The sequence below is a fragment of the Actinomadura latina NBRC 106108 genome, from assembly GCF_001552195.1.
GTDB lineage: Bacteria > Actinomycetota > Actinomycetes > Streptosporangiales > Streptosporangiaceae > Spirillospora > Spirillospora latina.
The window spans coordinates 60,925-84,550 of the sequence record NZ_BCQS01000005.1 but is presented as its reverse complement, the minus strand read 5'-3'; the positions used below and the strand labels follow the sequence as shown (position 1 = coordinate 84,550).

The window sequence follows — 23,626 nt, the reverse complement described above, 5'->3', positions numbered from 1 at the left end:
GCCCGCCGCGGAGAACAGGGTGCCGCGACGCTTTTGGATCTTGGCGTCGGCGGCCCCTGTGGGATTATGGCGGCCGTGCCGCCCCCGATGGAGACCCTGCGCCGCGCCGTCGGCTCCCTCGGTGTACTGGACTGGATCCGGCTCGGGGTCCTCGCGGCGGGGCTGGTGTTCGTCGCCACCGGCCTGCTGCCCGCCGGCACGGCGCGGGCCAGTATCGGACGGATCGCACCGCTGCTGCTGTTCCTGTTCAGCGTCATCATCCTGGCGGAGCTGACCAAGGAGGCCGGGGTCTTCGACGCGATCGCGCAGCGGATGGCGCGGGCCGGGCGGGGGAACTACGCCGCGCTCTTCCTCCTGTGCGTGGCGTTCGCGTCGCTCACCACGATCTTCCTCAATCTCGACACGACCGCCGTGCTGCTGACCCCGGTCATGCTGGCGCTGGCGGCGCGCGCGCGGATCGCGACCCTGCCGCTGGCCATGACGACGGTGTGGCTGGCCAACACCGCGAGCCTCCTCCTGCCGGTGTCCAACCTGACCAACCTGCTCGCCGCCGACCGGGTGGCCCTGCAGACGCGTGCGTTCGCGGCCCGCATGTGGCTGCCGCAGGTGGCGGTGCTGGCCGTCACCATGGCCCTGCTGTGGGCGTTCTACTGGCGGCGCGGCATGCGCGGTGAGGACGCCTACGACCCGCCCGGTCCCGCGCCAGTCCGAGACAGGGTGCTGTTCTCCGCCACCGGGATCGCGTGCCTGATGTTCATCGGCGCGATCCTCGCCGGCGTGCACACCGGCGTCCAGCTGGGCATCGCCGCGACCGCCGCCGCCGCCGTGGCCGCCGCCGCCTTCGCCGTCCGCGACCGGTCGGTGCTGCGTCCGGTGCTCATCCCCTGGCAGCTCCTGGTGTTCGTCACCGGGCTGTTCCTGGTCGTCCCCACACTCGAACGGTTCGGCCTGGACGACGTCATGCGCGCCTTCGTCGGCCACGACGGGGACGCCGCGGGGGCGTTCCGGGCGGCGTTCTCCGGTGCGGGCCTGTCGAACGTCCTCAACAACCTTCCCGCGTACGTGGCGGGGGAGTCGGCCGTACCGGCGTCGAACAAGGACCAGCTTCTCTCCCTGCTCATCGGGACGAACGTGGGGCCGGTCATCACCCCGTGGGGCTCGCTCGCCACGCTGCTGTGGTTCGAGTGGTGCCGGCGGTGGGACGTGCGCGTACCGATCCGCAAGTTCGTCGTGACGGGGACCGTCCTCGCGATCGCGGGCTGCGGGGCCTCCGTGGGGGCGCTCCTGCTGACCCGGTAGCCGCCTCAGAAGGCGACGTGGAAGCGGCCGCCGGGGCGGGCTATCCGCGTCGTGGTCTCCAGGAGGCGGTTCAGGAGTTCGGGGCGGGCGGCCACGAAACCCAGCTCGGACGGCGGGCGGTCGATGCCGAGCTCGTAGGGGGCGCCGTCCAGGCGGCGCAGCTCGGCACCCGCCTCCGCCGCGATCAGCGCGCCGGCGGGCAGATCGACGATCTCCGGCAGGTAGCCGACGATGCCGTCGATGTCGCCGCGCGCCAGCATCGTCCAGGCGACCAGCGGCGCCCACAGCTGCAGCATGCGCGCGCACTGCTTCTCCAGGGACGTGCGCAAGGCGAACGCGACGAGATCGTCCGGCCCGACCTGATGCCCTTGCGTCCAGGCCAGGAGCGGGTTCCGCTCCCTGCCCGATCGCGGGCGGCCGGGCAGCCTCAGCAGCGCCCCGTCCGGGCCCCGGGCCCCGTAGCCGTGGACCGCCGACCATGTACGGCCCGACACCGGGTCGTGGACGACGCCTATGACCGGCTCGGCGCGCGCGCACAACGCCAGCCCCACCGCGTACACGGGCATGCCGATCGCCACGTTGTTGGTGCCGTCGAGCGGGTCGACGAGCCACACCATCTCCTCGCCGGGCGCCCCTTCCAGGACACCGGACTCCTCCGCGATGATGCGGTGCCCCGGATACGCGGCCCGCAGCCGCCCGACGATCAGCTCCTCGGCGGCCGTGTCCAGCTCCGTCACCACGTCCCCGCCGGCGCCCTTCGGCCGTATCTCCAGCGGTTCGCCGATGCGGGCGCTCAGCAGGGCGCCCGCCGCCTCGGCGGCGTCCACCGCCACGGCGCGGGCCTCGGAGAGATCGACCGGAAGGGCCGCTGACGGGGTCGTGGGTCTCATCGGGCCTCTCCAGTGGGATCGGGCGGCGGCCTACCGGCGCGCCGAGCAGTGGGCGGCGGTGATCTTGCGCGCGGAACGCCGCAGGGCGCGCTCGGTGTCGGCCTGATCGGAAAGGGAGCGGTGCAGGCGGTGCGTGGGCGTGTCCAGAGGGCCGAGCGACAGGTCGCCGCCGCCCCGCGTCTGGCGGCCCAGCGCGACCGTGGCCGCGTCCTGGCCGCTTTCGATGAGGGTGCTGTGGAACACGCCCGCGGGCAGGGTGTACGACTCGCCGGTCCCGTGCGCCGCGGAACGGCCGGGGGCGCAGCGGACGGCCCGCCCGGTCGCCCTCAACTCGTCCACGTCGCCATGGCTGACGACCTCGAAGACCTGCTGCGGTGCCCTTCCGGCGGCCTCTTCCACGTCCACCCGCACGTTCCGGACCGTCCCGTAGAGGACGAAGCTGAGCAGGTCCCAGCTGTGGCAGTGCACGGGCGACGTGGTGGACGGGGCCGGCGGCACCTCCGGCGTCCAGATGTGCAGGCACACGCCGAGATCACCGCTGCGCTCCACCGGCAGGCACAGGAACCCCAGCGGATGGCGCACCGCCGGGATCGGCGGCGCGCCGGAGGCGAGGCCCTCCAGGACCTCGCCGAGGACCCGCCCCGCCCATGCCGGCAGCGTCCGCGCCGCGGTCCCGGCGCGGATCTCCTCCCGGATCTCCTGGTACCTCACCCGTACGGGTCCTTCGCTCGCAGCGCCTTGCGGATGATCTCGATGACGTCCCGGTCGGTGTAGCCGGGCGCGAGGTCGATGCCGATCACATCGAAGAGCTTGCGCACCTCCTCGACCGTCGGCTCCTCGTCCAGCGGCGCCAGCCTCGCCTGCTCGACCGGGACGCGGCGCGCCTGGTCCAGGCTGGTCTGCAGTTCCGCGCTCACCCAGCTGTAGTAGAACTTCGCGCTGTCCACGACCAGTGCCTCGCCGCGCGGATCGTCGCGGGTCACCACCAGGCGGGACGCGGCGAGGTCGTAGCGCAGCGTCGTCATGGTCCGCGCCAGGCCGATGTCGATGTCCAGCATGGCGAACCGCTGCTTGTGCCAGCACGCCGCCAGGATCGTCGCGTACGCCTCCTTGCGGGTGCGTTCCAGCGTCCACGGCTCGCCCGTCGCGTCCGGGCCGTCCGACACCGAGCGGCGGTGCCGCGCGTACGCCTCGCACACCTCCACGCTGGTGGGGTCGAGGATCTCCAGCCGGAACAGCAGCGTGCGCCGCTCCCTGCGCGCCGCCGCCACGCACTCGGGCAGCGTCCGCGCGCGGATGTAGGTGCCCGTCCCGCCCTTGAAGAACCACCGGTCGGTGTCGCGGCGGGCCTCCGCGAGGACCTGCGCGACCTGCGCGCCGCTGATGACGCGGACGACCGTGGTCTCGTCCAGCGCGCGCTTGGTGTCGGACAGGACGCTCTCGAACCCCTCGATGCGGGTCAGCTTCGCGCTCAGCTCGTCGAGCGTGCCCGACGACGACCGCAGCGTGTCGCGGACCTCCGCCTCGACCGGGATGCGCCGGCCCCGGTCCCGCAGCACCGACGTCGCCAGCAGGCCGATCACCGCGAGGATGCCGCTGTTGGTGATCTCGTCCTCGTTCGGCAGGTTCACGCCGAGGCCCAGCACGGCGACGACGACCGCCAGCACCAGCGCGATCACCGCGTCGGCGTTCTTCCCGAGCCAGTTCGTGAAGCGGGTCATGTTCGGCTGGCACCCCGTCCTAGTCGGCGCCGTCATCGTAACCACAGTGCAACGAATGCGGAAAAGCCCTGCGGGTAAGGGGTTCGGTCCCTTGCGCGACCGGGTGCGGCCCCGCTCGCCCTAGACTCGTCGCATGCGCGTGCGGGGCCGGTGGGCTGGGGCGTGGGCGGGGGCATGGCCGACCCGGCGCTCCCGCGCGCTCGACGCCTTCCTCGCCGTGTCGCTGGCGGCCGGCGACTCCGTGTTCCTGTGGTTCGCCGACCAGCGGTTCTGGCTGCCGCCGTCCGTCGTGTCGGCGTGCAGCGTCGTCCTCGGCCTGACGCTGATCGTGCGGCGCGTCCATCCCGTGGGCCTCGCCCTGTTCTCGCTCGTGTTCGGGACGGTCACCGGCGCGGGCGTCTTCGCCGCGCTGGTCATCCTGTACTCGCTCGCCGCCTACGCCCCGTCCCGCCGTACGGTGCTGACGATCGCCGCGACGACCTACATCGCCGGGCTGGCGTTCCCGTCCCCGACGGCGGCGACCGAGAACTTCGCCGCGCAGGCCATCTTCGGCATCGCGTTCATCGCCGTCCCCGTGCTGCTCGGCCTCTACATGGGCGCGCGCAAGCAGCTCCTCGCATCGCTCCAGGAGCGCGCGGCGAGGCTCGAGCGCGAACAGCACCTGCTCGCGGAGCGCGCGCGGGGCGAGGAACGTACCCGCATCGCCCGGGAGATGCACGACGTGGTCGCCAACCGGATCAGCGTCATGGTCGTGCACGCGGGCGCGCTCAAGGCGATCGCCAGCCGCGACCCCGTCCGGGCCGCCGAGACCGCCACCGTCATCGGGGACATGGGACGGCAGGCGCTGGAGGAGCTGCGGCACGTCGTCGGGGTGCTGCGGCAGGGCGAGCAGGCCCTTCCCCAGGAGGCGGTGACGCTCGCCCACGTCCGCGAGCTCGTCGGCCAGTCCGGCGCCGCCGGCCTGCGCGTCGACCTGTCGGTCCGCGGCGAGGAGCGCCCGATGCCCTACGCCGTGGGACGGACGGTCTACCGCCTCGTCCAGGAGGCCCTCACCAACGTCCACAAGCACGCCGGGGCCGCCGACACCCGGGTCGCGCTCGGCCTGCTGCCCGAGGCGATCGAGGTGGAGATCGTCAACGCCCCGCCGACCGCCCGGCCCGAGCACCGGCTGCCGAGCGGCGGGAACGGCCTGGTCGGGCTGCGCGAGCGCGTCCACGCCCTCGGCGGCAGCTTCGAGGCCGGTCCCCGCGAGGGCGGCTACGCCGTCCGGGCCCGGTTGCCGCTGCCCGCGTCCTGACCGGCGCGGAATGTCGGACCCCCTGCATACAGTTGTCAGAGCAGGAGTTCGCCGGAGCAGGGCTCAGCAGGACCAGTAATCAGCAGGACCAGGGGAGTGCCGATGCGCCCAGTCACCGACCTGCGGCGCCGCGTCGCGCCGTTCGAGGTCGTCACCGAGATGACGCCGTCCGGCGACCAGCCGCAGGCGATCGCCGAGCTGACCGCCCGCATCGAGGGCGGCGACCGCGACGCGGTGCTGCTCGGCGCCACCGGCACCGGCAAGACCGCCACGATCGCGTGGCTGGTGGAGAAGCTGCAGCGGCCGGTCCTGGTCATGCAGCCGAACAAGACCCTCGCCGCGCAGTTCGCCAACGAGCTGCGCGAGATGATGCCGCACAACGCCGTCGAGTACTTCGTGTCGTACTACGACTACTACCAGCCCGAGGCGTACATCCCGCAGACCGACACCTACATCGAGAAGGACTCCTCGATCAACGACGAGGTCGACCGGCTCCGGCACTCGGCGACCAACTCGCTGCTCACCCGCCGCGACACCGTCGTCGTCGCGTCCGTGTCCTGCATCTACGGCCTCGGCACCCCGCAGGAGTACGTCGACCGGATGGTCCGGCTGCACGTCGGCCAGGAGATCGACCGCGACGACCTGCTCCGCCAGCTCGTCGGCATGCAGTACACCCGCAACGACCTCGCGTTCACCCGCGGCACGTTCCGGGTCCGCGGCGACACCATCGAGATCATCCCGCAGTACGAGGAGCTGGCCGTCCGCATCGAGATGTTCGGCGACGAGATCGAGAAGCTCGCCACCCTGCATCCGCTGACCGGCGAGCTGATCACCGAGGACGAGGAGCTGTACGTCTTCCCCGCCTCCCACTACGTCGCCGGGCCCGAGCGCATGGAGCGGGCCATCCGCGCCATCGAGGCCGAGCTGGAGGAGACCCTCGCCGTGATGGAGCGGCAGGGCAAGATGCTGGAGGCGCAGCGGCTGCGCATGCGCACCGCCTACGACATCGAGATGATGCGCCAGGTCGGCACCTGCTCCGGCATCGAGAACTACTCCCGGCACATCGACGGCCGCGGCCCCGGCACCGCCCCCAACACCCTCCTCGACTACTTCCCGGAGGACTTCCTCCTGGTCGTCGACGAGTCGCACCAGACCGTCCCGCAGATCGGCGCGATGTACGAGGGCGACGCGTCCCGCAAGCGGATGCTGGTCGAGCACGGGTTCCGGCTGCCGTCCGCGATGGACAACCGGCCGCTGAAGTGGGAGGAGTTCCTCGACCGCATCGGCCAGACCGTCTACCTGTCGGCGACGCCCGGCAGCTACGAGATGAACCGCGTCAAGGGCGACGTCGTCGAGCAGGTCATCCGCCCGACCGGCCTCATCGACCCCGAGATCGTCGTCAAGCCCACCAAGGGGCAGATCGACGACCTCATCCACGAGATCCGCGAGCGCACCGAACGCGACGAGCGCGTCCTCGTCACCACCCTCACCAAGAAGATGTCCGAGGACCTCACCGACTACCTCCTCGAACTCGGCATCCAGGTCCGCTACCTGCACAGCGAGGTCGACACGCTGCGCCGCATCGAGCTGCTCCGCGAGTTGCGGGCCGGCGAGTTCGACGTCCTCGTCGGCATCAACCTGCTCCGCGAGGGCCTCGACCTGCCCGAGGTGTCCCTCGTCGCGATCCTGGACGCCGACAAGGAGGGCTTCCTGCGCTCCGAGACGTCCCTCATCCAGACGATCGGCCGCGCGGCCCGCAACGTGTCCGGCCAGGTCCACATGTACGCCGACACGGTCACCCCGTCGATGGAGCGGGCGATCGACGAGACCAACCGGCGCCGTGCCAAGCAGCAGGCCTACAACACCGAGCACGGCATCGAGCCGACGGCGCTGCGCAAGCGGATCGCCGACATCCTCGACTCCCTCGTCCGCGAGGACGCCGACACCGAGACCCTGATCGGCGGCGGCGGACGCCAGCAGTCCCGCGGCAAGGCCCCCGTCCCCGGTCTCGCCTCCAGGACCAGGGAGGCCGGACGGCACGCCGCCGACCTCGTCGGCGACCGGCCCCGCGAGGAGCTGGAGAGCCTGATCGAGCAGATGACCGACCAGATGCACCAGGCCGCCACCGACCTGCAGTTCGAGCTCGCCGCCCGCCTCCGCGACGAGATCAAGGAACTCAAGCGCGAGCTCCGCGACATGAAGGAGGCCGGCGTCACGTAGGGGGGAGCACGACCGGGCCCGGCGGCCCGCGCTGTTCGCCGTCTCAGGCAGAGGACGGCTCCCAGGGAGGACAGGTCTCAGGTGAAGGACAGGTCTCAGGTGAACGACAGCACGACGCGGTCCTGCACGGGACGGTACCCGAGGCGCTGGTAGATGCCGTTGCTGGTCGGGTTCGCGAGGTCGGTGAAGAGCACGACGTGCTCGGCGCCCGCGTCCAGCGCGCCCTGGGTGACGGCGGCGGTGACCGCGGCCCCGTAGCCGCGGCGCCGGTGCCGGGCCGGGGTGTACACGGGCGCGACCCGGGCCATGCCGGCGACGACCGCCGTCCGTCCCGCCATCGCCACGGGCCCGCCGCCGGTCTCCCAGAGCATGAGCCCGCCCGCCGCGAGCCTGCCGTCGACCAGTTCCGGGTTCGCGCGCCGGGGCTCCCCGGCATCCGCGTGGAACGCGGTGAACCACTCCAGCGCCAGCTCGCGGTCGCCGCCGCCCGCCACCCGCGCGGCACCCTCGGGCTGCGGATCGGGGACGTCCAGGCCGTCGAGCCGGTAGAGCCGCTGCCGCATCGCGACGCCGCTCGCCGCCCGGGTCCTTCTGGTCCACGCGTCCGCGAACGCCTCGGCGGCCTCCGGCGACCCGTTGATCCCGGGCACCGTCGCGTCCCGTCCGGCCAGCGTCTCCGCCAGTTCCGCCGCCGCCGTCTCCGGCATCGCGGTCAGCATCGGCGGATGCGCGCCCGTCCACAGGCACGCGCCCGCGACCCGGCCGTCCGCCGTCCACCACCCGAGGAGCGCGTCGCCGTAGAGCCCGGAGCCCTGGACGCGCATGGCCTCGGTCACGGTCAGCGGCACGGTGTTCGCGACGGGGTCGCCCCGCAGGAACCCGCCCGCGTGCGCGAGGAAGCCGTCAAGGTCATTGGTGAGTGTCCAGCCCATACCCGAGCATCCCCGCACCGCCGCCCCGTCCGCATCCCCTTTTCCGGCGGGGTCGCGCGGTCATCGGGGGGCGGCGGCGTGGTCGGCGGGCCAGCCGGTGGCGAGGGCGCGGTAGTAGGGGCTGGCCCGCATGAGCTCGTCGTGGGTGCCGGAGGCGGCGACCCGGCCCCCGTCGAGGACGAGGACGCGCGCGGCGGCGCGGACCGTGGTGAACCGGTGCGCGATCACCAGCAGCGCGCACCGGCCGGCGGCCTCGTCGAGGGTGCGGCGCAGCGCCAGCTCGCTCTCCAGGTCCAGGTGGGACGTCGGCTCGTCCAGCAGCAGCAGGTCCGGACGGGTGATGAGCGCGCGGGCGATCGCCATCCGCTGCCGCTCGCCGCCCGACAGCTCCCGGCCGTGCTCGCCGACCCGGGTGTCCAGGCCCCGCGGGAGCCGGGCGACGAGATCCGCCAGATCGGTCATGCCGAGCACGCGGTGGATCTCGTCGTCCCCGGCGTCCGGGGCCGCGTAGAGGAGGTTGTCGCGGAGGGTGCCGTCCAGGATCGGGCAGTCCTGCTCGACCAGCCCGATCCGCGCGCGGTGCGCGGACCGGCTCAGCGCCCCGGCCGGGAGCCCGCCGACCAGCACCTCGCCGCGCTCGGGGTCGTAGAAGCGCTCCGCCAGCGCGAAGATCGTCGACTTGCCCGCGCCGGAGCGGCCGATCAGCGCGACGTGGCCGCGCCGCGGCACCTCGAACGACACGCCGCGCAGTACCGGACGCGCGGGGCGGTAGCCGAACCACACGTCGCGGAACTCCAGCGCCGGGGCGTGGCCACCGGACGCGTCCGCCGCGCGGAGGTCCGCGCCGGGGGCGTCACCGGCCTCCCGGGGCAGGGCGAGGGCCTCCGCGATCCGGTGGGCGGCGCCGGTGCCCTGCTGGACGACGCTGAGCGACTCGAACAGCGCGCCCAGCGGCCCCGTCAGGTACAGCATGTACAGCAGGAAGGCGACGAGGTCGGCGACGGACCCGTCCCCGGCGGCGACGCGCGCCCCGCCGGTCAGCAGCACCAGCAGGAACGAACCCGTCACCGCCAGCTCGGTGGCCGGCGCGACGAGCGCGTCGAACCCGGCCATCCGCACGTTCGCGGCGTACGCGGCCGAGGCCCGGCCCCCGATCCGCTCGCTCTCCCGGTCCTCGGCCCGGCCGGCCTTCACCGTCCGGATCGCGCCGAGCGCCCGCTCCAGGTCGGCGGCCATCGCCCCGGTCGCCCGCCGCCCGCGCAGCGACGCGGCCCGCATGCCGCGCAGCGCGAACCCGAGGAGCGTGCCCGCGACCGCGATGACGGCGGCGACGCACGCGAACAGCGCCCAGTCCAGCCAGATCATCAGCGCCACCGTGGCGGCCAGGCCGATGCCGCCGGTGACCGCGTCGGTGAGCCCGCCGGCGACGACCTGCCGGAGCGCGAGGGTGTCCGCGTCCGCCCGGGAGATCAGGTCGCCGACCCGGTGCCGGTCGTAGGCGGGCATGCGGAGCCGCAGCAGATGGTCGATCAGGTTCAGCCGGATGCCGAGCACGATGCCCTCGCCGGTGCGCGCGAGCTGGAACCGGACCAGCGCCTGCAGCAGCGCCTGGACGGTGAACAGCGCGACCAGCGCCGCCACCGCGGCCCACGGCGTCCGGCCCGCCCCCGCGGCCCCGATCACGTCGCGGGCGACGAGCGGCTGGGCGAGCCCCAGCGCCGACGCGGCGAGGGTGAGGGCCACGGTCGCGGCGATCGGCCCGCGGTGCCCGGCGGCCAGGGCGAGGACGCCGCGCAGGCCGCCCGCGCCGCCTTCACCGTGCACGGTGCTCCTCGGCCGGCGGGACGGTGATGAGCGGGACGAGGTAGCCGTCCGGGACGTCCTCCTCGACGGGCCGGCCCTCCGCCTCCACCCACGCGTGCCGCGCATCGCCGCGACCAGCAGCGGCTTGTACCGCCACGGGGTGACCCGCTCCTCGGGGCGGACGGAGAGGCATGCCTCGACCACCCGGTCGTCGAGGAACGGCGAGGCCATCGGCAGCCCGGCGCGGGCGCTCATCTGCTCCCACTGCCGGATGATGCGGGTGCACGACCGGATGCCCTGCAGGTCGGCGTGCCGTCCCCGGTCGGGCGCCAGCGGCTCGGCCGTGCGGGCGGCCTCCCGCAGCACCTCCGCCGCCGCGTGCACGGCGTCCGGGGTGACCCAGCCGAACATCCGGGGCGCGCCGTCCCAGCCGAGCGCCCCGGTGGCGGGCGGCGGCGGGGGGCGGCGGAGGCCGCCGGCCGCGTCCGCGAGCCAGCGGCGGTACGGGCGCCCGTCGGCCAGTGCCGCCGCCATCGGGCCGAGGTCCCAGTCGAACAGCGCCCGGAAGCCGCGCAGCCGCGGCAGCGCGAGCAGCGGCCGGCGGCGCAGCAGCCCGTGGTAGTGGGCCTCGGAGCACCAGGCGACGTTGTCGCCGCCGATGCCGGTCAGGTGCAGCCGGCTGCCCTTCGCCGCGAGCCGGGGGACGTGGCTGAGGACCCGCGCCCGGTCCATCATGCCGATGGACGGCTCGTCCAGCGGATCGTCGATCTCCAGGAGCCCCGCGTACACGAGCGGCGACTCCTCGGCGGGCCACACCGCGTGCTCGACGCCGGGCATGCGGGCGGCGGCGCGGCGCGCCCACACGAGGTCCTCGTCGGCCGGGTCCCGGCCGGGCCAGGTGCTCGCGACGACCGCGGCCTCGCCGCGGGCGGCCAGGAAGCAGACCGAAGTGGAGTCGAGGCCGCCGGACAGGTCGCAGCTCACCGTGCCGCCGCCCGCCGTCCGCGCGCCGACCGCCGCGGCGAGCACGGCCGCGAGGTCCGCCGCGCCGGCGGCCAGCGACCGTTCCGCCTCGGGCGGCGTCCACCAGCGGCGCACGCGGGTGCGGCCGTCCGGTTCCACGACCAGGTGCGCGCCCGGCTCCACGGCGTGCAGGCCCCGCCACATCGGCGTGTGCGGGAGCGGATGCGGGAGCGGCCACAGCAGCCGCGCCGCCAGCTGCCGCTCGTCGAGTCCGGCGCCGGCGAGGGCGGCCTCGTGGTCCGGCAGGACCACGAAGAACGCCTCGCCGTGACCCGGCATGCCGTTCAGATCAGGCATGTGCGTTGGGCGCCCGTCGTCAGTTCTTGCTGAGGATCAGACGGTCGTTGCCGTGCTTGAGGAGCAGGCCGGTCACCTTGCGGAACGAGCCGGCCGCCACCAGGACGGGCGTTTCGTACGGCTTCATCTTCTCTCCTGTTCCATGCCGTGGATTTTCTCGAGGGAGCTCCCAATTCCGCCTTCACGAAAGGCGGAACGAGCGGAGTATGGCACCGGGAATGTGGGCCGTGCCACTTCGACAATTCTTTCACCTGCGTAAACGCCGTCCGGACGGCTGCGAGTAGCAAATCGGGCCAAACTCGAATAAGTCAAGCGATGCGCGCGTCCATCTGTCCGTCCGATAACCTCCGCCAGCTAGCCGGGCGGATATTCTTCGATGGCGTTCCGGTACATCAGAAGCTCGACCGGCCGCCAGTGCCATGGCATCACGTGGACTCAATTCCGCATGACAAAAAGGGGGCCAATTCTCGAAGCCCCGCCGCCGTGTGCGGCGACGGCGGGGCCCGCTCTGCCGCAGTTCGCACAATGGCGCCGGCGGCGCCGCCGCGACGGCCGCGCCCGCCCGGTCAGCCGGTGCGGGGGGTGACGAGGCCGGATTCGTAGGCGAAGACGACGAGCTGGGCGCGGTCCCTGGCGCGCAGCTTGGTCATCGCGCGGCTGACGTGGGTCTTCGCGGTGTTCGGGCTGATCACGATGTGGGCGGCGATCTCATCGTTGGACAGGCCGCGGGCCACCAGTGCGACGACCTCGCGCTCGCGGTTGGTCAGGACGCCGAGCGCGCCGGGCGCGGGCTCGGGGCGGCGGGCGACGTACTCGCCGATCAGGCGGCGGGTGATCGCGGGGGACAGCAGCGCGTCGCCGCGGGCCGCGACCCGGACGCCCTGCACGAGATCGGCGGGCTCGGTGTCCTTGACCATGAAGCCGCAGGCGCCGGCGCGCAGCGCGTTGAAGACGTACTCGTCGAGGCCGTAGTTGGTGAGGATCACGACATGGACGCCGGTCAGCCGCTCGTCGGCGGCGATCAGCCGGGTCGCCTCGATGCCGTCCATCACCGGCATCTGGATGTCGATGAGGGCGACGTCGGGCCGGTGCTCGACGGCGAGCGCGACGCCCCGCTCGCCGTTCGCGGCCTCGGCCACCACCTCGACGTCGTCCTCGATCTCCAGCAGCGCCCGGAAGCCGCCGCGGATGAGCGCCTGGTCGTCGACGAGCAGCACGCGGATCACGCCGGTTCCCCCAGCGGCAGCTCGGCGCACACGGTGAAGCCGCCCTCGGGGCGGGGCCCGGCCCGCAGCCGGCCGCCGAGCGCCGCGACGCGCTCGCGCATGCCGAGCAGGCCCGTGCCGGGGACGGGCGGCGCCTCCGGGGCGGCCCCGCCGTCGTCGTCGATCCGCACGACCAGCCCGCCGCCGGTGTAGTCGATGCGCACCGCGGCGGCCGCCCTGCCGGCGTGCCTGGAGACGTTGGTGAGCGCCTCCTGGACGATCCGGTACGCGGCCCGGTCGACCTCGGCCGGCAGGTCGCGCCGGGTGCCGCAGATCGTCACCGTGGCGGGCAGCCCGGTCGAGCGGGCCCGTTCGACGAGGTCGCCGAGCCGGTCGAGGCCGCTGGTCCCGTCCGATCCGGGGGGCTCGTCGCCGGAGCCGCCGGGGTCGCGCAGCACCTCCAGGGTGGCGCGCAGCTCGCGCATGGCGTCGCTGCTGGCCTCCTGGACGGCCAGCAGCGCGGGAGGCACCTCCTCGCCGCGCCGCCGCGCCACGTGGACGGCCACCCCGGCCTGCACCTTGATGATCGAGATGCTGTGCGTGAGCGAGTCGTGCAGTTCGCGGGCGATGCGCAGCCGCTCCTCGCCCGCGCGGCGCCGGGCCGCCTCCTCGCGGGTGCGCTCGGCCTCGGCGGCCCGCCGCTCGGCCTCCTCCAGGTACGCCTGCCGGTGCCGGGTCACCGTCGCCGCCACGCCGGCCGCGACGAACCAGCCGAGCAGCAGCGAGGTGTTCTCGAGGTCGTGCACCGGCCCGTCATCGCCGGGCAGGGCGACCGCGAGGTCGGCGCCCAGGAAGGCCGTGGCGGCGAGGGCGGGGGCGGCCCGACGGCCTGCCGCGACGGCGGCGAACACGGCCACCAGGACGGGGAAGACGGCCGACGGGCCCGGCTGGACGTGCACGGAGACCGCGAGCATGCAGCCCGTGCTGCCGAGCAGCGCCGCCAGGGGCGCCCGCCGCCAGGCGACGAGCGCGAGCGAGCCGGCGACGGCGAGCGTGAGGTCGATCACGCCCGAGTCCGGCGCGAAGAACACGAAGACCACCGGTAGGACGCCCACCACCACGGCGAGCAGGCTGTCCTGAGCGAGCGGCCGCCATCCCTTCATAAAGCCCATCTCGGTAGGTTATGGGGCTTTTCTGGCGAGGTCCTCCGCCGCACGTCGCAAGTGACCACTACTCCCAGGGATGTAGGCGGGCGAATGCTGCTTCCCGGGTGCCGAGCGGAGGTGTCTTCCTCCGCAGGACGACGGGTGACCGGCCCGGACACCACGATGTCCGGCATGCACACGTTCCGAGTGAAGGACGAATTCCGCAAGAGCCCCGGGGGGTCGCGATGACGGTCAGGGAATCGGTCGGCGGGACGCTGACGCCGGTCGCCGCGTCCGATGCGCGCCCCGGGCTCGTCCTCGCCGCGGTGGCGGTCGTGCAGTTCATGGTCTCGCTGGACCTGTCGGTCGTGAACGTCGGGCTCCCGCAGATCGGCGCCGGCCTCGGCTTCAGCGCGGTGGGCGTGGCCTGGGTGATCCACGCCTACGCGCTCACCTTCGGCGGGCTGCTCCTGCTGGGCGGCAAGGCCGCCGACCGGTACGGGCGCAAGCGCGTCCTGCTGCTGGGGCTCGGCCTGTTCGGCCTCGCCTCCCTCGCCGGGGGCTTCGCGCAGGAGCCCGGCCACCTGGTCGCCGCGCGCGCCGCGCAGGGCGTCGGGGCCGCCGCGCTGGCCCCGGCCGCGCTGGCGCTGCTGACCGAGGCGTTCCCCACCGGCAGGGCCCGCGTCCGGGCGTTCGGGATCTGGAGCGCGACGAACGCCGCCGGCGGCGCCCTCGGGGTCCTGATCGGCGGCCTGCTCACCGAGTACGCGAGCTGGCGCTGGGTGATGTTCGTGAACGTGCCGATGGCCGCCGCGGCGCTGGCCATGGCCTGGCGGGGCGTCGCCGCCGGCCCGCGCCCGGTCCGCGGCGGACGCCCGGACGTGCTCGGCGCCGTCCTCGCCACGGGCGGCCTGAGCCTGCTGGTGTTCGGCGTCGTCCGCACCGACCGGTACCCGTGGACGTCGCCCGTCACCGTGACGATCCTGGCGGTCGCCGCCGCGCTGCTCGCCGGGTTCGTCCTCGTCGAGCGGGGCACGTCCCGCGATCCGCTGGTCCGGCTGGGCCTGTTCGCCAACCGCTCGGTCGCCGGCGCCAACGCCTACAACCTGCTGGTCGGCGCCGCCATGGCCTCGTCCTTCTACTTCATGTCCCTCTACCTGCAGCGGGTGCTCGGCCACGGCGCGGCGCTGACCGGGGTCATGTTCCTGCCGTTCGCCTTCGGCGTGATCGCCGGCTCCGTGCTCGCCGTCAAGCTCGGCTACCGCCTCGCGCCCCGGACCCTGCTGGCCGCCGGCGCGGCGCTGACCGCGGCCGGGTTCGCCTGGTTCGGCCTGATCAGCTCGGACGGCGCCTTCGCCACCGACGTCCTCGGGCCGTCGATCGTCGCCAGCGTCGGCTTCGGGCTCTGCCTGGGGCCGCTCGTCTCCACGGCCACCGCCGGCGTCGCGGCCCGCGAGACCGGCACCGCCTCGGGCCTGCTGAACAGCTCCCGCCAGATCGGCGCCTCGCTCGGCCTGGCGGCCCTCGGCACCGTCGCCCACGACCGCACCGGCCACGCCGTCACGCCCGCGACCCTCAGCGACGGGTACGCGCTCGGCCTGGCCCTCGGCGCCGTCCTCCTGCTCGGCGCCGCCCTCCTCGCCCTCGCCGTCCTGCCCCGGACGAGCCCGCCCCCGCCCCGGGAAGGAGCCCCGGTATGACCGTGATCGATGTCTTCTGCGGCGGCCTACCATCGCGGGATGGAGTACGAGGTGCGGCCGGCCCGGGCCGCGGATCTGCCGGGACTGGCGGACATCGAGAACTCGGGCGATCCGATGTTCAGGGAGATCGGGATCGTGTTCCCGCCCGGTCCGGCCGTGATCGAGCTGATGATCGAGAAGGGCGCCGAGATCGTGGTGGCCGGCGATCCGCCGGTGGGGTTCGCGGCGGTCGAGGAGGTCGACGGGGCCGCGCACCTGGAGCAGATCTCGGTGCTCGGCCGCCTGACCGGGCGGGGGATCGGCGTCCGGCTGCTGGAGGAGGTCAAGGCGCGGTCGGCGGCGGCCGGCTCGCCCGGCGTCAGCCTGCTGACGTTCCGGGACGTCCCGTGGAACGCCCCCTGGTACGCCCGGCACGGGTTCGCCGAGCTGCCCGAGGAGCGGTGGGGGGCGGGCATCAGGTCCTACTGGGACGCCGAGATCAAGGCCGGGCTGCACGACCTGGGGCCGCGCGTCGTCATGTGGGCGCCGGCCGCTTAGCGGCCCTGCGGCGCCGGCGGCGCCGCAGGAGGCGGAAGCCCGCGTACCCGGCCGGCAGGACGACGATGAGCCCGATGATCGGGGCCAGGATCGCCAGCACGCTCATGACCAGGGACGCGGCGTCCTCAAGGGTGCTCAGGACCGGCGCTCCGGCGCCCATCGTCCCCGCGTTCGCCACGGGCCGCACGGACGCCTTCGCCGCGTGGACGGCCAGCGCCACGACGATGCCGAGCCCCCAGCCGATCCACGGGTGCTCCTGCATGAACGAGGACGAGTCGAGCCGCCCGGCGGCGTCGGTGGCCGCGAAGACGGCGCCTCCGGCGGCGGGCCGGACGAACGTCTGCACGGCGTCGTTGACGCTGTCCACGACGGGCACCTTGTCGAGCACGATCTCGGCGGCGAGCAGCACGGCCAGCCCGGCGAGGACCCGCCCGTCGGTGAGCCAGCCGAACTCGGCGGGCAGCCGGACGAGGTCGCCGTACCGGGCGAGCAGGCCGACGACCAGCATCGGGATGTAGGCGTTGAGGCCCGCCGCGGCGGAGAGGCCGAGGCCGGTCAGTGCCGCGAGCATGCGTCCCTCCCGCTGACTTATCGTTGGTCCTTTGGACGCGCGGCTCCGCGCCCGCGTTCCAATTGAGATCTACAATGTAAAGGCGGGAACCCGGGACGGCTCACGCACGTCTGCCCCATGGAGCGAAGGAGGACGATGATCAGCCCGGTGGCATGGGTGCGGGACCGGCTCGGCGACCGGAGGGCCGCGATCGTCTTCCTCGTGGTGCTGCTGACGATGGCCGTCGTCCCGCTGGTGGCGCTGCCCGCGGCACGCTGCGAGGTCTTCGGCGGCGGCTGCCGCATGCCCGTCCCGGAGAAGCGCGCCGACCCCGTCGCCGCCCATAAGGCGCCCACGCCGCTCGAAGCGGCCACCCGCGGGTCCTATGTCGCGCTCGGGGACTCCTACTCGGCGGGTGTCGGCGCGGAGGCGACGCCGGCCGACCACAACCCTCTCGACCGCTGCCATCGGACGTCCAAGGCGTACTACCACGATGTCGCGCAGACCTTCCGTTTCGCGAAGGGCACCTCGTTCTGGGCCTGCTCCGGCGCGACGACCGACGACGTCCTCGACGGGCGGGGCGGCGAACCCCCGCAGATCGGCCGTATCGGACGCGACACCAGCCTGGTCACGCTCAGCATCGGCGGCAACGACGTGGGCTTCTCCAAGGTGCTCGCCGGATGCGTCGTGAGGCTGCCGTGGAGCAAGGGCTGCACCGGGCAGGGCGAGGAGATCGCCGGGAAGATGTCCGACCTGCGCCAGGACCTCCCGGGCCTGCTCGGCAAGATCGCCGCCCGAGCGCCGTACGCGCGGGTGATCGTGATGGGCTATCCGAAGGCGTTCTCCGAGGTCAGCGGCGTCGACGGGGACAACATCACGGTGCCGGACCAGCGCTGGCTGAACGCCCGCGCCTACGCCCTGGGGCAGCTGATCCGGCAGTCCGCCGCCGAGGCCGACGCGCGGAAGGCCGCGACGCACGCCCCCGGCAGCGTCGAGTTCATCGACGCCTACAGCGCGTTCGCCGGGCACGAGGTGGGCAGCCGGAACGCGTACATGAACGGCCTGACGGTGAACCTGTCGGCGCTCGAAGCCGAGCCGCGCAGCTACCACCCGACGATCGCCGGGCAGCACGCGCTGGCGCAGTTGTTCATCGCGCAGATCAAGAAGGGGCCCGGCCGCCCGCTGTCCTAGTGGTCGAGGGCACCGCCCTGCGCTGGGCCGGGTTCCGGGGCGGCTCGTAGGCTGGGAACCGGACGTCCCGTCGGATGGGGGGACCCATGGCCGTCACGGTCGCGCTCGCCGGGGACACCATGCTCGGACGGGGCGTGGCGAAGCGGATCGCCGCGTCCGGCCCGCACGGCCTGTTCTCGGACGGCGTGTGCGAAGTCTTCGCCGGGGCCGACCTCGCCCTCGTGAACCTGGAATGCTGCGTCTCCGAGCGCGGACATCCGTGGGATGCGCCCGGAAAACCGTTCCATTTCCGGGCGCCTCCGGCCGCGGTCGGCGCCCTCACCGACCTGGGCGTCGACTGCGTGACGCTCGCCAACAACCACGCCTTGGACTACGGCCCGGACGCGCTGTTGGACACGGTCGCCATCCTGCGGCGGGCGGGCATCCGCACGGTCGGTGCCGGGGCGGACCTCGCGGAGGCTCGCGAGCCCGCCGTCCTGGAGGTGCGGGGCACGCGGCTCGCGGTGGTGGGCGTCACCGATCACCCGGCCGACTTCGCCGCCGCGCCCGGCCGTCCCGGGGTCGCCTACGCCGATCTCCGGCGCGGCGTCCCGGACGGCCTGGTGCGGCGGATCCGCCGGCTGCGGGACCAGGCCGACGCCGTGCTGGTCATGCCGCACTGGGGTCCGAACATGATCGAGGAGCCGCTGGCGCACGTCCTGCGGGCGGCCGGAGCGCTCGTGGACGCGGGCGCGTCGCTCATCGCGGGGAGTTCGGCACACGTGTTCCACGGCGTGGCCTGGCCGGTCATGTACGACATGGGCGACTTCATCGACGACTATGCCGTTGACGGCAGGCTGCGCAACGACCTGGGGCTGCTGTTCCTGGTGACCCTGGACGGCGGACGTCCGTCCCGCGTTGAGGCGGTCCCGCTCCGTCTCGACTTCGCCCATACCCGGCTGGCGGACGGCGCCGACCTCGCCTGGATCACCGGGCGTCTCACCGCGGCGTGCCGTGCGTTCGGCACCGGCGTCGCCGCGCGGGACGGCCGGCTCGTCATCGGTGGGCTATAGGGGATCGCCGAGCGGGCCGTGCTCGTCCACCAGCGCCTCCGCCCAGTGCGCGGCGAAGTCCGGTTGCGTGCCGCCGACGTCGGTGAACCCGTACTCCTGGTACAGGCCCCAAGTCGCCAGTGCCCTGCCGGTCTTGTGCATGATGTTGGGGTCTGCGGCGAGGGCGGCGACCGCGCGTCCCAGGTAGGCGGGGGTCTCCCGGCCAGCGCGCGGACCTCGTCCGGGCGGCTGTGGTCGACGCGCACCGGGATCCCGGCGCCGCCGGCCGCCGTGATCCGCTCGGCGGTCTCCTCGATCGTCTCGGGCCGCCCGAGCTCGGAGCGCCCCGAGCCGCTGCTGCGCCCGGTGACGTAGACGGTCGCCCCGGCGGCCCCGAGCTGGACGGCGATGCCGCGCCCGCCCCCGCGCGTGCCACCGGCGACCAGCGCTACCTGACCGGTCAGTTTCCTCACGATTCCTCCCTGCGGATGTTCGGCGCGAGGACGGCGCCGATCTCGTCCCGGAGCCGTTCCGGCAGCGTCCCCGCACGGTCGAGGGCCCAGGCCAGGCCGGTGCCCGCGATCACGGCCTGGATCGTCCGGGCCAGTGACCTCGCGTCAGCGCGGGCCTCCAGTTCGCGCGCCGATACGTTGGCGAGGAGCATCTCGATCACCCGCCCGTTCGCCCGGTGGACGGCCAGGGCGGGAAGCATCCAGGCCCCCTCAAGGCAAGCTCAGGTAGGTAGTGCGGTCATGACGCGGCTGACCGGCAACCCGGTGATGGGCTTCCCCGCCAGTGGGTGATCAGCTGTCCGGACGGCCGAACCGCACCGGCACGCCCGGCGAGTAGAGCACGCTCACCGGCTCTCCGAGCGGCCCCGGGAGGCCGGCCGCCGCCACGAGGTTCTCCTCGCAGCGCAGCAGCGTCGCCCGGTGCAGCGGCCACCGCGGATGGACGTTCGGCAGGAACCGCACGCGTCCGAGGAGCTCGCTGTGCATGCCCCAGCGGGCGGTCACGAAGTGCTCCAGCTCGGAGGGCTCCTCCACCCGCTCGCCGATCCGCACGGTGATGCGGCTGTGGGCGCCGCGCGGCCCAGGCCACCGTCGCGAGCTGGTGTAGCTGATCACGTCCTTCCGGGCCCGGACGGTCATGCGCGACCACTGGTACGGCATCCGGAGCCCCGCGCGCGCGATCGCCACGGGCAGCAGTCTCGACGCGTCCAGCGACCGGAACACCACGCCGCGCCGTCCCTGCTCGTCCACCGAGTACAGCCGCACGTTCGTCTCCGGGAACGTCCCGAGGTACGGCACCCCGGGGAGGCCGAACCAGCCGACCCGGTGCATCCAGAAGGCGACGAGCCCGACATAGGTGACTCCGTCCAGCGTGTCCGGGGCAACGCCTTCCGGCAGCAGCGGCGCCACCTCTCGCGGCTCCACGGCCCAGTGGACGAACGCGAGGTCGAGCCACCACTGCGTAAGCCACGGCCGGCCGGTCAACCCTGGCGCATCTGCGGTGATGCTCTCGGGAACGGGCACCTCGCCATCGTCCCACAGCGCCCTGGAGCCGCTGGGCGACGACCAGCCGCGCGACCACATTCCCCGCGTCGCCGCCGCCATCGACCCGACCGAGGCCGACCTGTGCACGCGGGTCCGGGAACCGGGCCGCCGCGGAGTCACCCGGGCAGGAATCGGCGCGCCCGGCGCACCCGCCAGTCCGCTTGGAACGCTTCTCCGGCGGGGAATGGCGTCAGCGGGACGGGCACAGTTCGACGATCGAGTGCAGCTCTCCCGGCGTGACCGAGCCGACCCGCAGCCCGGCCGGCTCGGCCAGCTCGCCCAACTCGTCGAGGGTGCGCTCTCGGCCGCGGACGTAGCAGAGCATGCGCAGGTCGCCTTCGGTGTCCCGTTCGGCGCCCTGGACGTTGGCCACGTGCTCGACGACGAGGACCTTTCCCGTCCCGCCCCCCGCCTCGGCGCACCGTTGCAGGATGCGGGCGGCATGCTCGTCGTCCCAGTCGTGGAGGACGCCCGACAGCAGGTACCCGCCCGCCCCGGCGGGAAGGGCGTCGAAGAAGCTGCCGGCCCGGGCATCGGCACGATCGCCCAGGCCCGCCTCGGCGATGGCCTCTTCCGCACGCGCGACCGGCCCGGCCAGGTCGACGACCGTCCCGCGCAGCTCCTCATGGGCCCGCAGAATGGTGATCAGCAGGCTGCCGTTGCCGCCGCCCACATCGATCACGCGCCCGAGGTCGCCCCAGGGGTAGGCGGCGGCCAGGGCGGGCGCCTCCTGCACCAGCCGGCCTCCCATCAGCGCGTCGAACGACGCCGCGCGACCGGAGTCGGCGGACAGGTCGTCCCAGAACGTCCGGCCGAAACGACGTGGGAACGCCGGTTCACCAGTACGAACGGTGTGCAGCAGGTCGACGAAGCACAGATCGGCGTGCCCGATGGCCCCCTCCAGATCGAGCCAGGCCCGCATACTCCCTGGATCGTCGTCCCGAAGCTGCTCACCCAGACTCGTCAGGCCATAGCCGCCATCTTCCACACGGGAGAGGATCCCGGCCGTGACCAGGTGTCCGAGCAGCCGCCTCAGCGCGTCGGGTTCGGCGCCCACCGCCGCGGCGAGCGCCGCGTCCGTCCGCGTGCCGCCCGCGATGTGATCGGCGAGCCGCAACGTCGCCGCCACCCGAATGGCCATCGGAGTGACCAGGTCGGCAGCCGCCCACATTCCCCCGCCCCACCCGTTCTCCTCGACGCCCATAACGCCTCCTCGCTGCTCGCTCAAGAACGCTACATCCAGGGTCTGACAAAGCGGGCCACGACTTCAGCAGGAGCACGCAGCGGCCTCCGACGGACACCCGTCCGCGCTGGAAATCGTCGCGCCCAAGGCCGTGCGAACGGCATTCCGGCTCCGCGAGTGCCAAGGCCCGCACCCGCCGATGCGCTACTTCTCGTCTGGTTGGACGATGTACCAGGCGCCTGATGGGGTGGTCCAGATGAGGAAGCCGGGCCAGATCTGGTGGAGTGTCCAGCCTGGGCTTTGTTTGAGCCGGTGGTGGCGTCTGCAGAGCGGGGCGAGGTTGCAGCGGCAGGTAATGCCGGGCCGCCAGGGCACCGTATGGTCGAGGTCGCACCGGTGCGAGGGCTGATTGCAGGTCGGGAACACGCAGGTGGGGTGCCGCTCTTCGATTTCCCGGCGCATTGCGGCGGGCGGACGGTAAGCGGGGCGACCGTGAGTCTGGGCATCGCCCCGGCAGGCGGCTTCGCGGGCACGGGCGAGTTCCCGGTGGATGCGTCGCACGGTGCGCGGTACGGCGGCCGCCAAATCCCGGGAGGGGACGCGGGCGCTCACGTGCGCCAGCCGCCGTCCGGCCAGATCCGCGGCCCAGAACGCATCGGCACCCGTCCCTCCACCGGCGCCGGCCAGGTACCCGCTGACCCGGACCTCGGTCGCGACCACCATCCCGTGAGGCCACAGTGCCACGGCGGGCCCTGGCTGCAGGTGCGCGCCCACCCTCGGACCCGGGGTGCCGGTGCCGGAGTGGTTGCCAGGCAGGCGCAACGCTGGTTCGCCCACCGAATGCGGACCGGCGGTGTCGGATCGGTCGTCGGATGCGGGTGCCAACTGGTCTGACTCCGGACGCATGAGTTCGTGTTCCGGATCGGTGTGGGACGGCGCTGCGAGGCCGTCGGCAGGAACAGGGGCGATGAGGCTGCTGACGGCGGCCGGGAGGGGGAGTCCGTGCAGGAGGCGGGTGGCCAGGTCGGCGCGGATCATGTTCAGGGGCCGGGAGTCGCCGTCGTGCCTGACGCCGTGCGCGGCGGCAGTGATCTTGTTGTAGATGGCGTGGGCGTCCTCGGCGGCCAGATCGCACAGGCCCAGATCGGTGGTGCCGGAGGGGGTGCCCCAGATCTCCAGCCGCCGTTGCCGCACCGCTTCGCGCTTGCGTTCCTCCATCGCCTCGGGGGCGAGCCGCTGGAAGATTCGCTTGATGGTGCGGCGTAGTTGCCCGGTGGTCTGGGCGGATGCCTTCGGCAGCGCCTCCGCTTGGACCCTGCGGGTGACCGGTTCCGGGAGTTGGTCGGTCAGGTCGCTGATGACGCGGGCCTTGGCGAAGTCCAGGAGTCCGGCTTCCAGCGCGGCACCGGTGTCGGCGAGCGGACCGGTGAGGCGTTCGGCTAGGTGGACCATAGTGGCGGCGGTGTTGCCGGTGACAGTGAGCGCGGCGGCGAGTTCCTCCGCGACGGATTCGCGGGCGGGCAGGATCCGGTAGTCGGGATCGCCGTCGGCTTCGTCCCGGGTGCGGCGTTCGGTGAGTTCGGCGATGGCGGCCAGCTCCCGAGCCTGTGCCCACGAGGTCTGGCGGCGCGCGGCCGCGGCGACCTGGAGGAGCTCGGCATCGGTCAATTCGGCCAGGTGCTCTTTCCCGCCGGAAAGACAGATCGCCAGTTGCGGCCCTGGCGGAAACCACTCCCGATCTCCCCATTCACGCTGAGGAGCCGCGCTGTCCGCGAGCATGGACACCAAAGTCACCTCCCCTTAATCCATTCTCCAATTATATCTCAAGCCGTCACTGCCGCCACTGGGCATTCAAGACATCCCACCTAACTCCCCCTTTTATTTTCCACAAGAAACGCCAGTCGCGGGGCGGTTCACCCCGTGTCGTCAGAGGGAACCGTGCCCCGCGCATCCTTGCTGCCGATCGTCGCCCGCCATGTGCCGCGCGGAGCGCGGCCAGAGAGCAACCACGTGCCGGGCCGGAAGGGTAACACCACTTTCCGGGCA

General features: G+C 73.3%; 21 protein-coding genes and 1 pseudogene. 7 read left to right on the top strand and 15 right to left on the bottom strand.

All coding sequences use genetic code 11. The features are described from left to right. The first annotated feature begins 75 nt into the window (after nucleotides 1–75). Entirely contained in the window at nucleotides 76–1,299 is a 1,224-nt protein-coding gene (locus AL2_RS06730) for an ArsB/NhaD family transporter (protein ID WP_376741318.1), read from the top strand. A gap of 5 nt (nucleotides 1,300–1,304) precedes the next feature. On the opposite strand, the gene AL2_RS06725 is transcribed toward AL2_RS06730, so the two are convergent. Genes AL2_RS06725 through AL2_RS06715 form a run of 3 tightly spaced genes read right to left on the bottom strand, consistent with a single transcriptional unit; the run spans nucleotide 1,305 to nucleotide 3,910 of the window. Continuing rightward, nucleotides 1,305–2,189 (bottom strand): inositol monophosphatase family protein, encoded by an 885-nt coding sequence (locus tag AL2_RS06725; RefSeq protein WP_067630940.1) that lies wholly within the window; start codon nucleotides 2,187–2,189, stop codon nucleotides 1,305–1,307. Nucleotides 2,190–2,219: 30 nt separating this feature from the next. Further along, on the bottom strand, nucleotides 2,220–2,900 hold the full coding sequence (locus AL2_RS06720; protein ID WP_067630937.1) for a hypothetical protein: 681 nt from the start codon (nucleotides 2,898–2,900) through the stop codon (nucleotides 2,220–2,222). Continuing rightward, entirely contained in the window at nucleotides 2,897–3,910 is a 1,014-nt protein-coding gene (locus tag AL2_RS06715; RefSeq protein WP_067630936.1) for a hypothetical protein, read from the bottom strand. Before AL2_RS06715 ends, AL2_RS06720 begins: the two co-directional genes overlap by 4 nt. Before the next feature lie 133 nt (nucleotides 3,911–4,043). Between AL2_RS06715 and AL2_RS06710 the strand changes: the two genes are divergently transcribed. Together AL2_RS06710 and uvrB are read left to right on the top strand one after the other, a co-directional pair. After that, nucleotides 4,044–5,207, top strand: a complete 1,164-nt coding sequence (locus AL2_RS06710; RefSeq protein WP_067630934.1) for a sensor histidine kinase — start codon at nucleotides 4,044–4,046, stop codon at nucleotides 5,205–5,207. A gap of 102 nt (nucleotides 5,208–5,309) precedes the next feature. Then, nucleotides 5,310–7,427, top strand: coding sequence for an excinuclease ABC subunit UvrB (uvrB, locus tag AL2_RS06705; RefSeq protein WP_067630929.1), 2,118 nt, complete (start codon nucleotides 5,310–5,312; stop codon nucleotides 7,425–7,427). A gap of 95 nt (nucleotides 7,428–7,522) precedes the next feature. Here the strand turns inward: uvrB and AL2_RS39045 are convergent, their stop codons facing one another. The 5 genes from AL2_RS39045 to AL2_RS06685 all read right to left on the bottom strand — a co-directional run bounded on the left by AL2_RS39045 (nucleotide 7,523) and on the right by AL2_RS06685 (nucleotide 13,859). After that, nucleotides 7,523–8,359: a GNAT family N-acetyltransferase gene (locus AL2_RS39045; RefSeq protein WP_067630928.1), complete on the bottom strand. Its 837-nt coding sequence runs from the start codon at nucleotides 8,357–8,359 to the stop codon at nucleotides 7,523–7,525. 60 nt (nucleotides 8,360–8,419) lie between these two features. After that, nucleotides 8,420–11,482: an asparagine synthase-related protein gene (locus AL2_RS39705; protein ID WP_083946126.1), complete on the bottom strand. Its 3,063-nt coding sequence runs from the start codon at nucleotides 11,480–11,482 to the stop codon at nucleotides 8,420–8,422. A 19-nt stretch (nucleotides 11,483–11,501) separates the two neighbouring features. Beyond that, nucleotides 11,502–11,609 carry a keywimysin-related RiPP gene (locus AL2_RS37275; RefSeq protein WP_157438045.1) on the bottom strand — a complete coding sequence of 36 codons (108 nt, stop codon included), beginning with the start codon at nucleotides 11,607–11,609 and terminating at the stop codon, nucleotides 11,502–11,504. Nucleotides 11,610–12,048: 439 nt separating this feature from the next. Further along, entirely contained in the window at nucleotides 12,049–12,708 is a 660-nt protein-coding gene (locus tag AL2_RS06690) for a response regulator (RefSeq protein WP_067630926.1), read from the bottom strand. After that, nucleotides 12,705–13,859 carry a sensor histidine kinase gene (locus AL2_RS06685; protein ID WP_067630922.1) on the bottom strand — a complete coding sequence of 385 codons (1,155 nt, stop codon included), beginning with the start codon at nucleotides 13,857–13,859 and terminating at the stop codon, nucleotides 12,705–12,707. Before AL2_RS06685 ends, AL2_RS06690 begins: the two co-directional genes overlap by 4 nt. A gap of 218 nt (nucleotides 13,860–14,077) precedes the next feature. Here AL2_RS06685 and AL2_RS06680 point away from each other — a divergent pair, with 218 nt between their 5' ends. Both AL2_RS06680 and AL2_RS06675 read left to right on the top strand, forming a co-directional pair. Next, nucleotides 14,078–15,532, top strand: coding sequence for an MFS transporter (locus AL2_RS06680; protein WP_083946124.1), 1,455 nt, complete (start codon nucleotides 14,078–14,080; stop codon nucleotides 15,530–15,532). Nucleotides 15,533–15,571: 39 nt separating this feature from the next. Then, on the top strand, nucleotides 15,572–16,069 hold the full coding sequence (locus AL2_RS06675; protein ID WP_067630920.1) for a GNAT family N-acetyltransferase: 498 nt from the start codon (nucleotides 15,572–15,574) through the stop codon (nucleotides 16,067–16,069). On the opposite strand, the gene AL2_RS06670 is transcribed toward AL2_RS06675, so the two are convergent. Then, the gene (locus AL2_RS06670; RefSeq protein WP_067630917.1) at nucleotides 16,047–16,640 is read right to left on the bottom strand and encodes a DUF4126 domain-containing protein; all 594 of its coding nucleotides are present in this window, start codon (nucleotides 16,638–16,640) and stop codon (nucleotides 16,047–16,049) included. The genes AL2_RS06675 and AL2_RS06670 overlap by 23 nt on opposite strands. A gap of 135 nt (nucleotides 16,641–16,775) precedes the next feature. Between AL2_RS06670 and AL2_RS06665 the strand changes: the two genes are divergently transcribed. Both AL2_RS06665 and AL2_RS06660 read left to right on the top strand, forming a co-directional pair. Next, the gene (locus AL2_RS06665; protein ID WP_067630915.1) at nucleotides 16,776–17,810 is read left to right on the top strand and encodes an SGNH/GDSL hydrolase family protein; all 1,035 of its coding nucleotides are present in this window, start codon (nucleotides 16,776–16,778) and stop codon (nucleotides 17,808–17,810) included. Nucleotides 17,811–17,896: 86 nt separating this feature from the next. After that, nucleotides 17,897–18,862, top strand: a complete 966-nt coding sequence (locus AL2_RS06660) for a CapA family protein (protein WP_067630913.1) — start codon at nucleotides 17,897–17,899, stop codon at nucleotides 18,860–18,862. On the opposite strand, the gene AL2_RS39030 is transcribed toward AL2_RS06660, so the two are convergent. From AL2_RS39030 to AL2_RS06635, 6 genes and pseudogenes are all read right to left on the bottom strand, one after another. Beyond that, nucleotides 18,857–19,003 (bottom strand): hypothetical protein, encoded by a 147-nt coding sequence (locus AL2_RS39030; protein ID WP_245666412.1) that lies wholly within the window; start codon nucleotides 19,001–19,003, stop codon nucleotides 18,857–18,859. The genes AL2_RS06660 and AL2_RS39030 overlap by 6 nt on opposite strands. Before the next feature lie 53 nt (nucleotides 19,004–19,056). Then, nucleotides 19,057–19,317: pseudogene (locus tag AL2_RS40250) on the bottom strand (short-chain dehydrogenase); the annotation flags it as partial. Next, nucleotides 19,311–19,553 (bottom strand): hypothetical protein, encoded by a 243-nt coding sequence (locus tag AL2_RS06650; protein WP_067630903.1) that lies wholly within the window; start codon nucleotides 19,551–19,553, stop codon nucleotides 19,311–19,313. The pseudogene AL2_RS40250 and the gene AL2_RS06650, both read right to left, overlap by 7 nt. Before the next feature lie 91 nt (nucleotides 19,554–19,644). Then, nucleotides 19,645–20,484 (bottom strand): YqjF family protein, encoded by an 840-nt coding sequence (locus AL2_RS06645; RefSeq protein WP_245666410.1) that lies wholly within the window; start codon nucleotides 20,482–20,484, stop codon nucleotides 19,645–19,647. A gap of 103 nt (nucleotides 20,485–20,587) precedes the next feature. Beyond that, nucleotides 20,588–21,601 (bottom strand): methyltransferase, encoded by a 1,014-nt coding sequence (locus AL2_RS06640; protein WP_067630902.1) that lies wholly within the window; start codon nucleotides 21,599–21,601, stop codon nucleotides 20,588–20,590. 183 nt (nucleotides 21,602–21,784) lie between these two features. After that, nucleotides 21,785–23,359, bottom strand: coding sequence for an HNH endonuclease signature motif containing protein (locus tag AL2_RS06635; RefSeq protein WP_245666510.1), 1,575 nt, complete (start codon nucleotides 23,357–23,359; stop codon nucleotides 21,785–21,787). Nucleotides 23,360–23,626: the final 267 nt, after the last annotated feature.

Excerpts from the sequence above, each read along its gene's own strand:
- AL2_RS06725 (WP_067630940.1), bottom strand. The coding sequence starts at position 2,189 with ATGAGACCCACGACCCCGTCAGCGGCCCTTCCGGTCGATCTCTCCGAG.
- AL2_RS06715 (WP_067630936.1), bottom strand. The coding sequence starts at position 3,910 with ATGACCCGCTTCACGAACTGGCTCGGGAAGAACGCCGACGCGGTGATC.
- AL2_RS06710 (WP_067630934.1), top strand. The coding sequence starts at position 4,044 with ATGCGCGTGCGGGGCCGGTGGGCTGGGGCGTGGGCGGGGGCATGGCCG.
- uvrB (WP_067630929.1), top strand. The coding sequence starts at position 5,310 with ATGCGCCCAGTCACCGACCTGCGGCGCCGCGTCGCGCCGTTCGAGGTC.
- AL2_RS39045 (WP_067630928.1), bottom strand. The coding sequence starts at position 8,359 with ATGGGCTGGACACTCACCAATGACCTTGACGGCTTCCTCGCGCACGCG.
- AL2_RS39705 (WP_083946126.1), bottom strand. The coding sequence starts at position 11,482 with ATGCCTGATCTGAACGGCATGCCGGGTCACGGCGAGGCGTTCTTCGTG.
- AL2_RS37275 (WP_157438045.1), bottom strand. The coding sequence starts at position 11,609 with ATGAAGCCGTACGAAACGCCCGTCCTGGTGGCGGCCGGCTCGTTCCGC.
- AL2_RS06685 (WP_067630922.1), bottom strand. The coding sequence starts at position 13,859 with ATGGGCTTTATGAAGGGATGGCGGCCGCTCGCTCAGGACAGCCTGCTC.
- AL2_RS06680 (WP_083946124.1), top strand. The coding sequence starts at position 14,078 with ATGACGGTCAGGGAATCGGTCGGCGGGACGCTGACGCCGGTCGCCGCG.
- AL2_RS06675 (WP_067630920.1), top strand. The coding sequence starts at position 15,572 with ATGGAGTACGAGGTGCGGCCGGCCCGGGCCGCGGATCTGCCGGGACTG.
- AL2_RS06670 (WP_067630917.1), bottom strand. The coding sequence starts at position 16,640 with ATGCTCGCGGCACTGACCGGCCTCGGCCTCTCCGCCGCGGCGGGCCTC.
- AL2_RS06665 (WP_067630915.1), top strand. The coding sequence starts at position 16,776 with ATGATCAGCCCGGTGGCATGGGTGCGGGACCGGCTCGGCGACCGGAGG.
- AL2_RS06660 (WP_067630913.1), top strand. The coding sequence starts at position 17,897 with ATGGCCGTCACGGTCGCGCTCGCCGGGGACACCATGCTCGGACGGGGC.
- AL2_RS39030 (WP_245666412.1), bottom strand. The coding sequence starts at position 19,003 with ATGCACAAGACCGGCAGGGCACTGGCGACTTGGGGCCTGTACCAGGAG.
- AL2_RS06650 (WP_067630903.1), bottom strand. The coding sequence starts at position 19,553 with ATGCTTCCCGCCCTGGCCGTCCACCGGGCGAACGGGCGGGTGATCGAG.
- AL2_RS06640 (WP_067630902.1), bottom strand. The coding sequence starts at position 21,601 with ATGGGCGTCGAGGAGAACGGGTGGGGCGGGGGAATGTGGGCGGCTGCC.
- AL2_RS06635 (WP_245666510.1), bottom strand. The coding sequence starts at position 23,359 with ATGCTCGCGGACAGCGCGGCTCCTCAGCGTGAATGGGGAGATCGGGAG.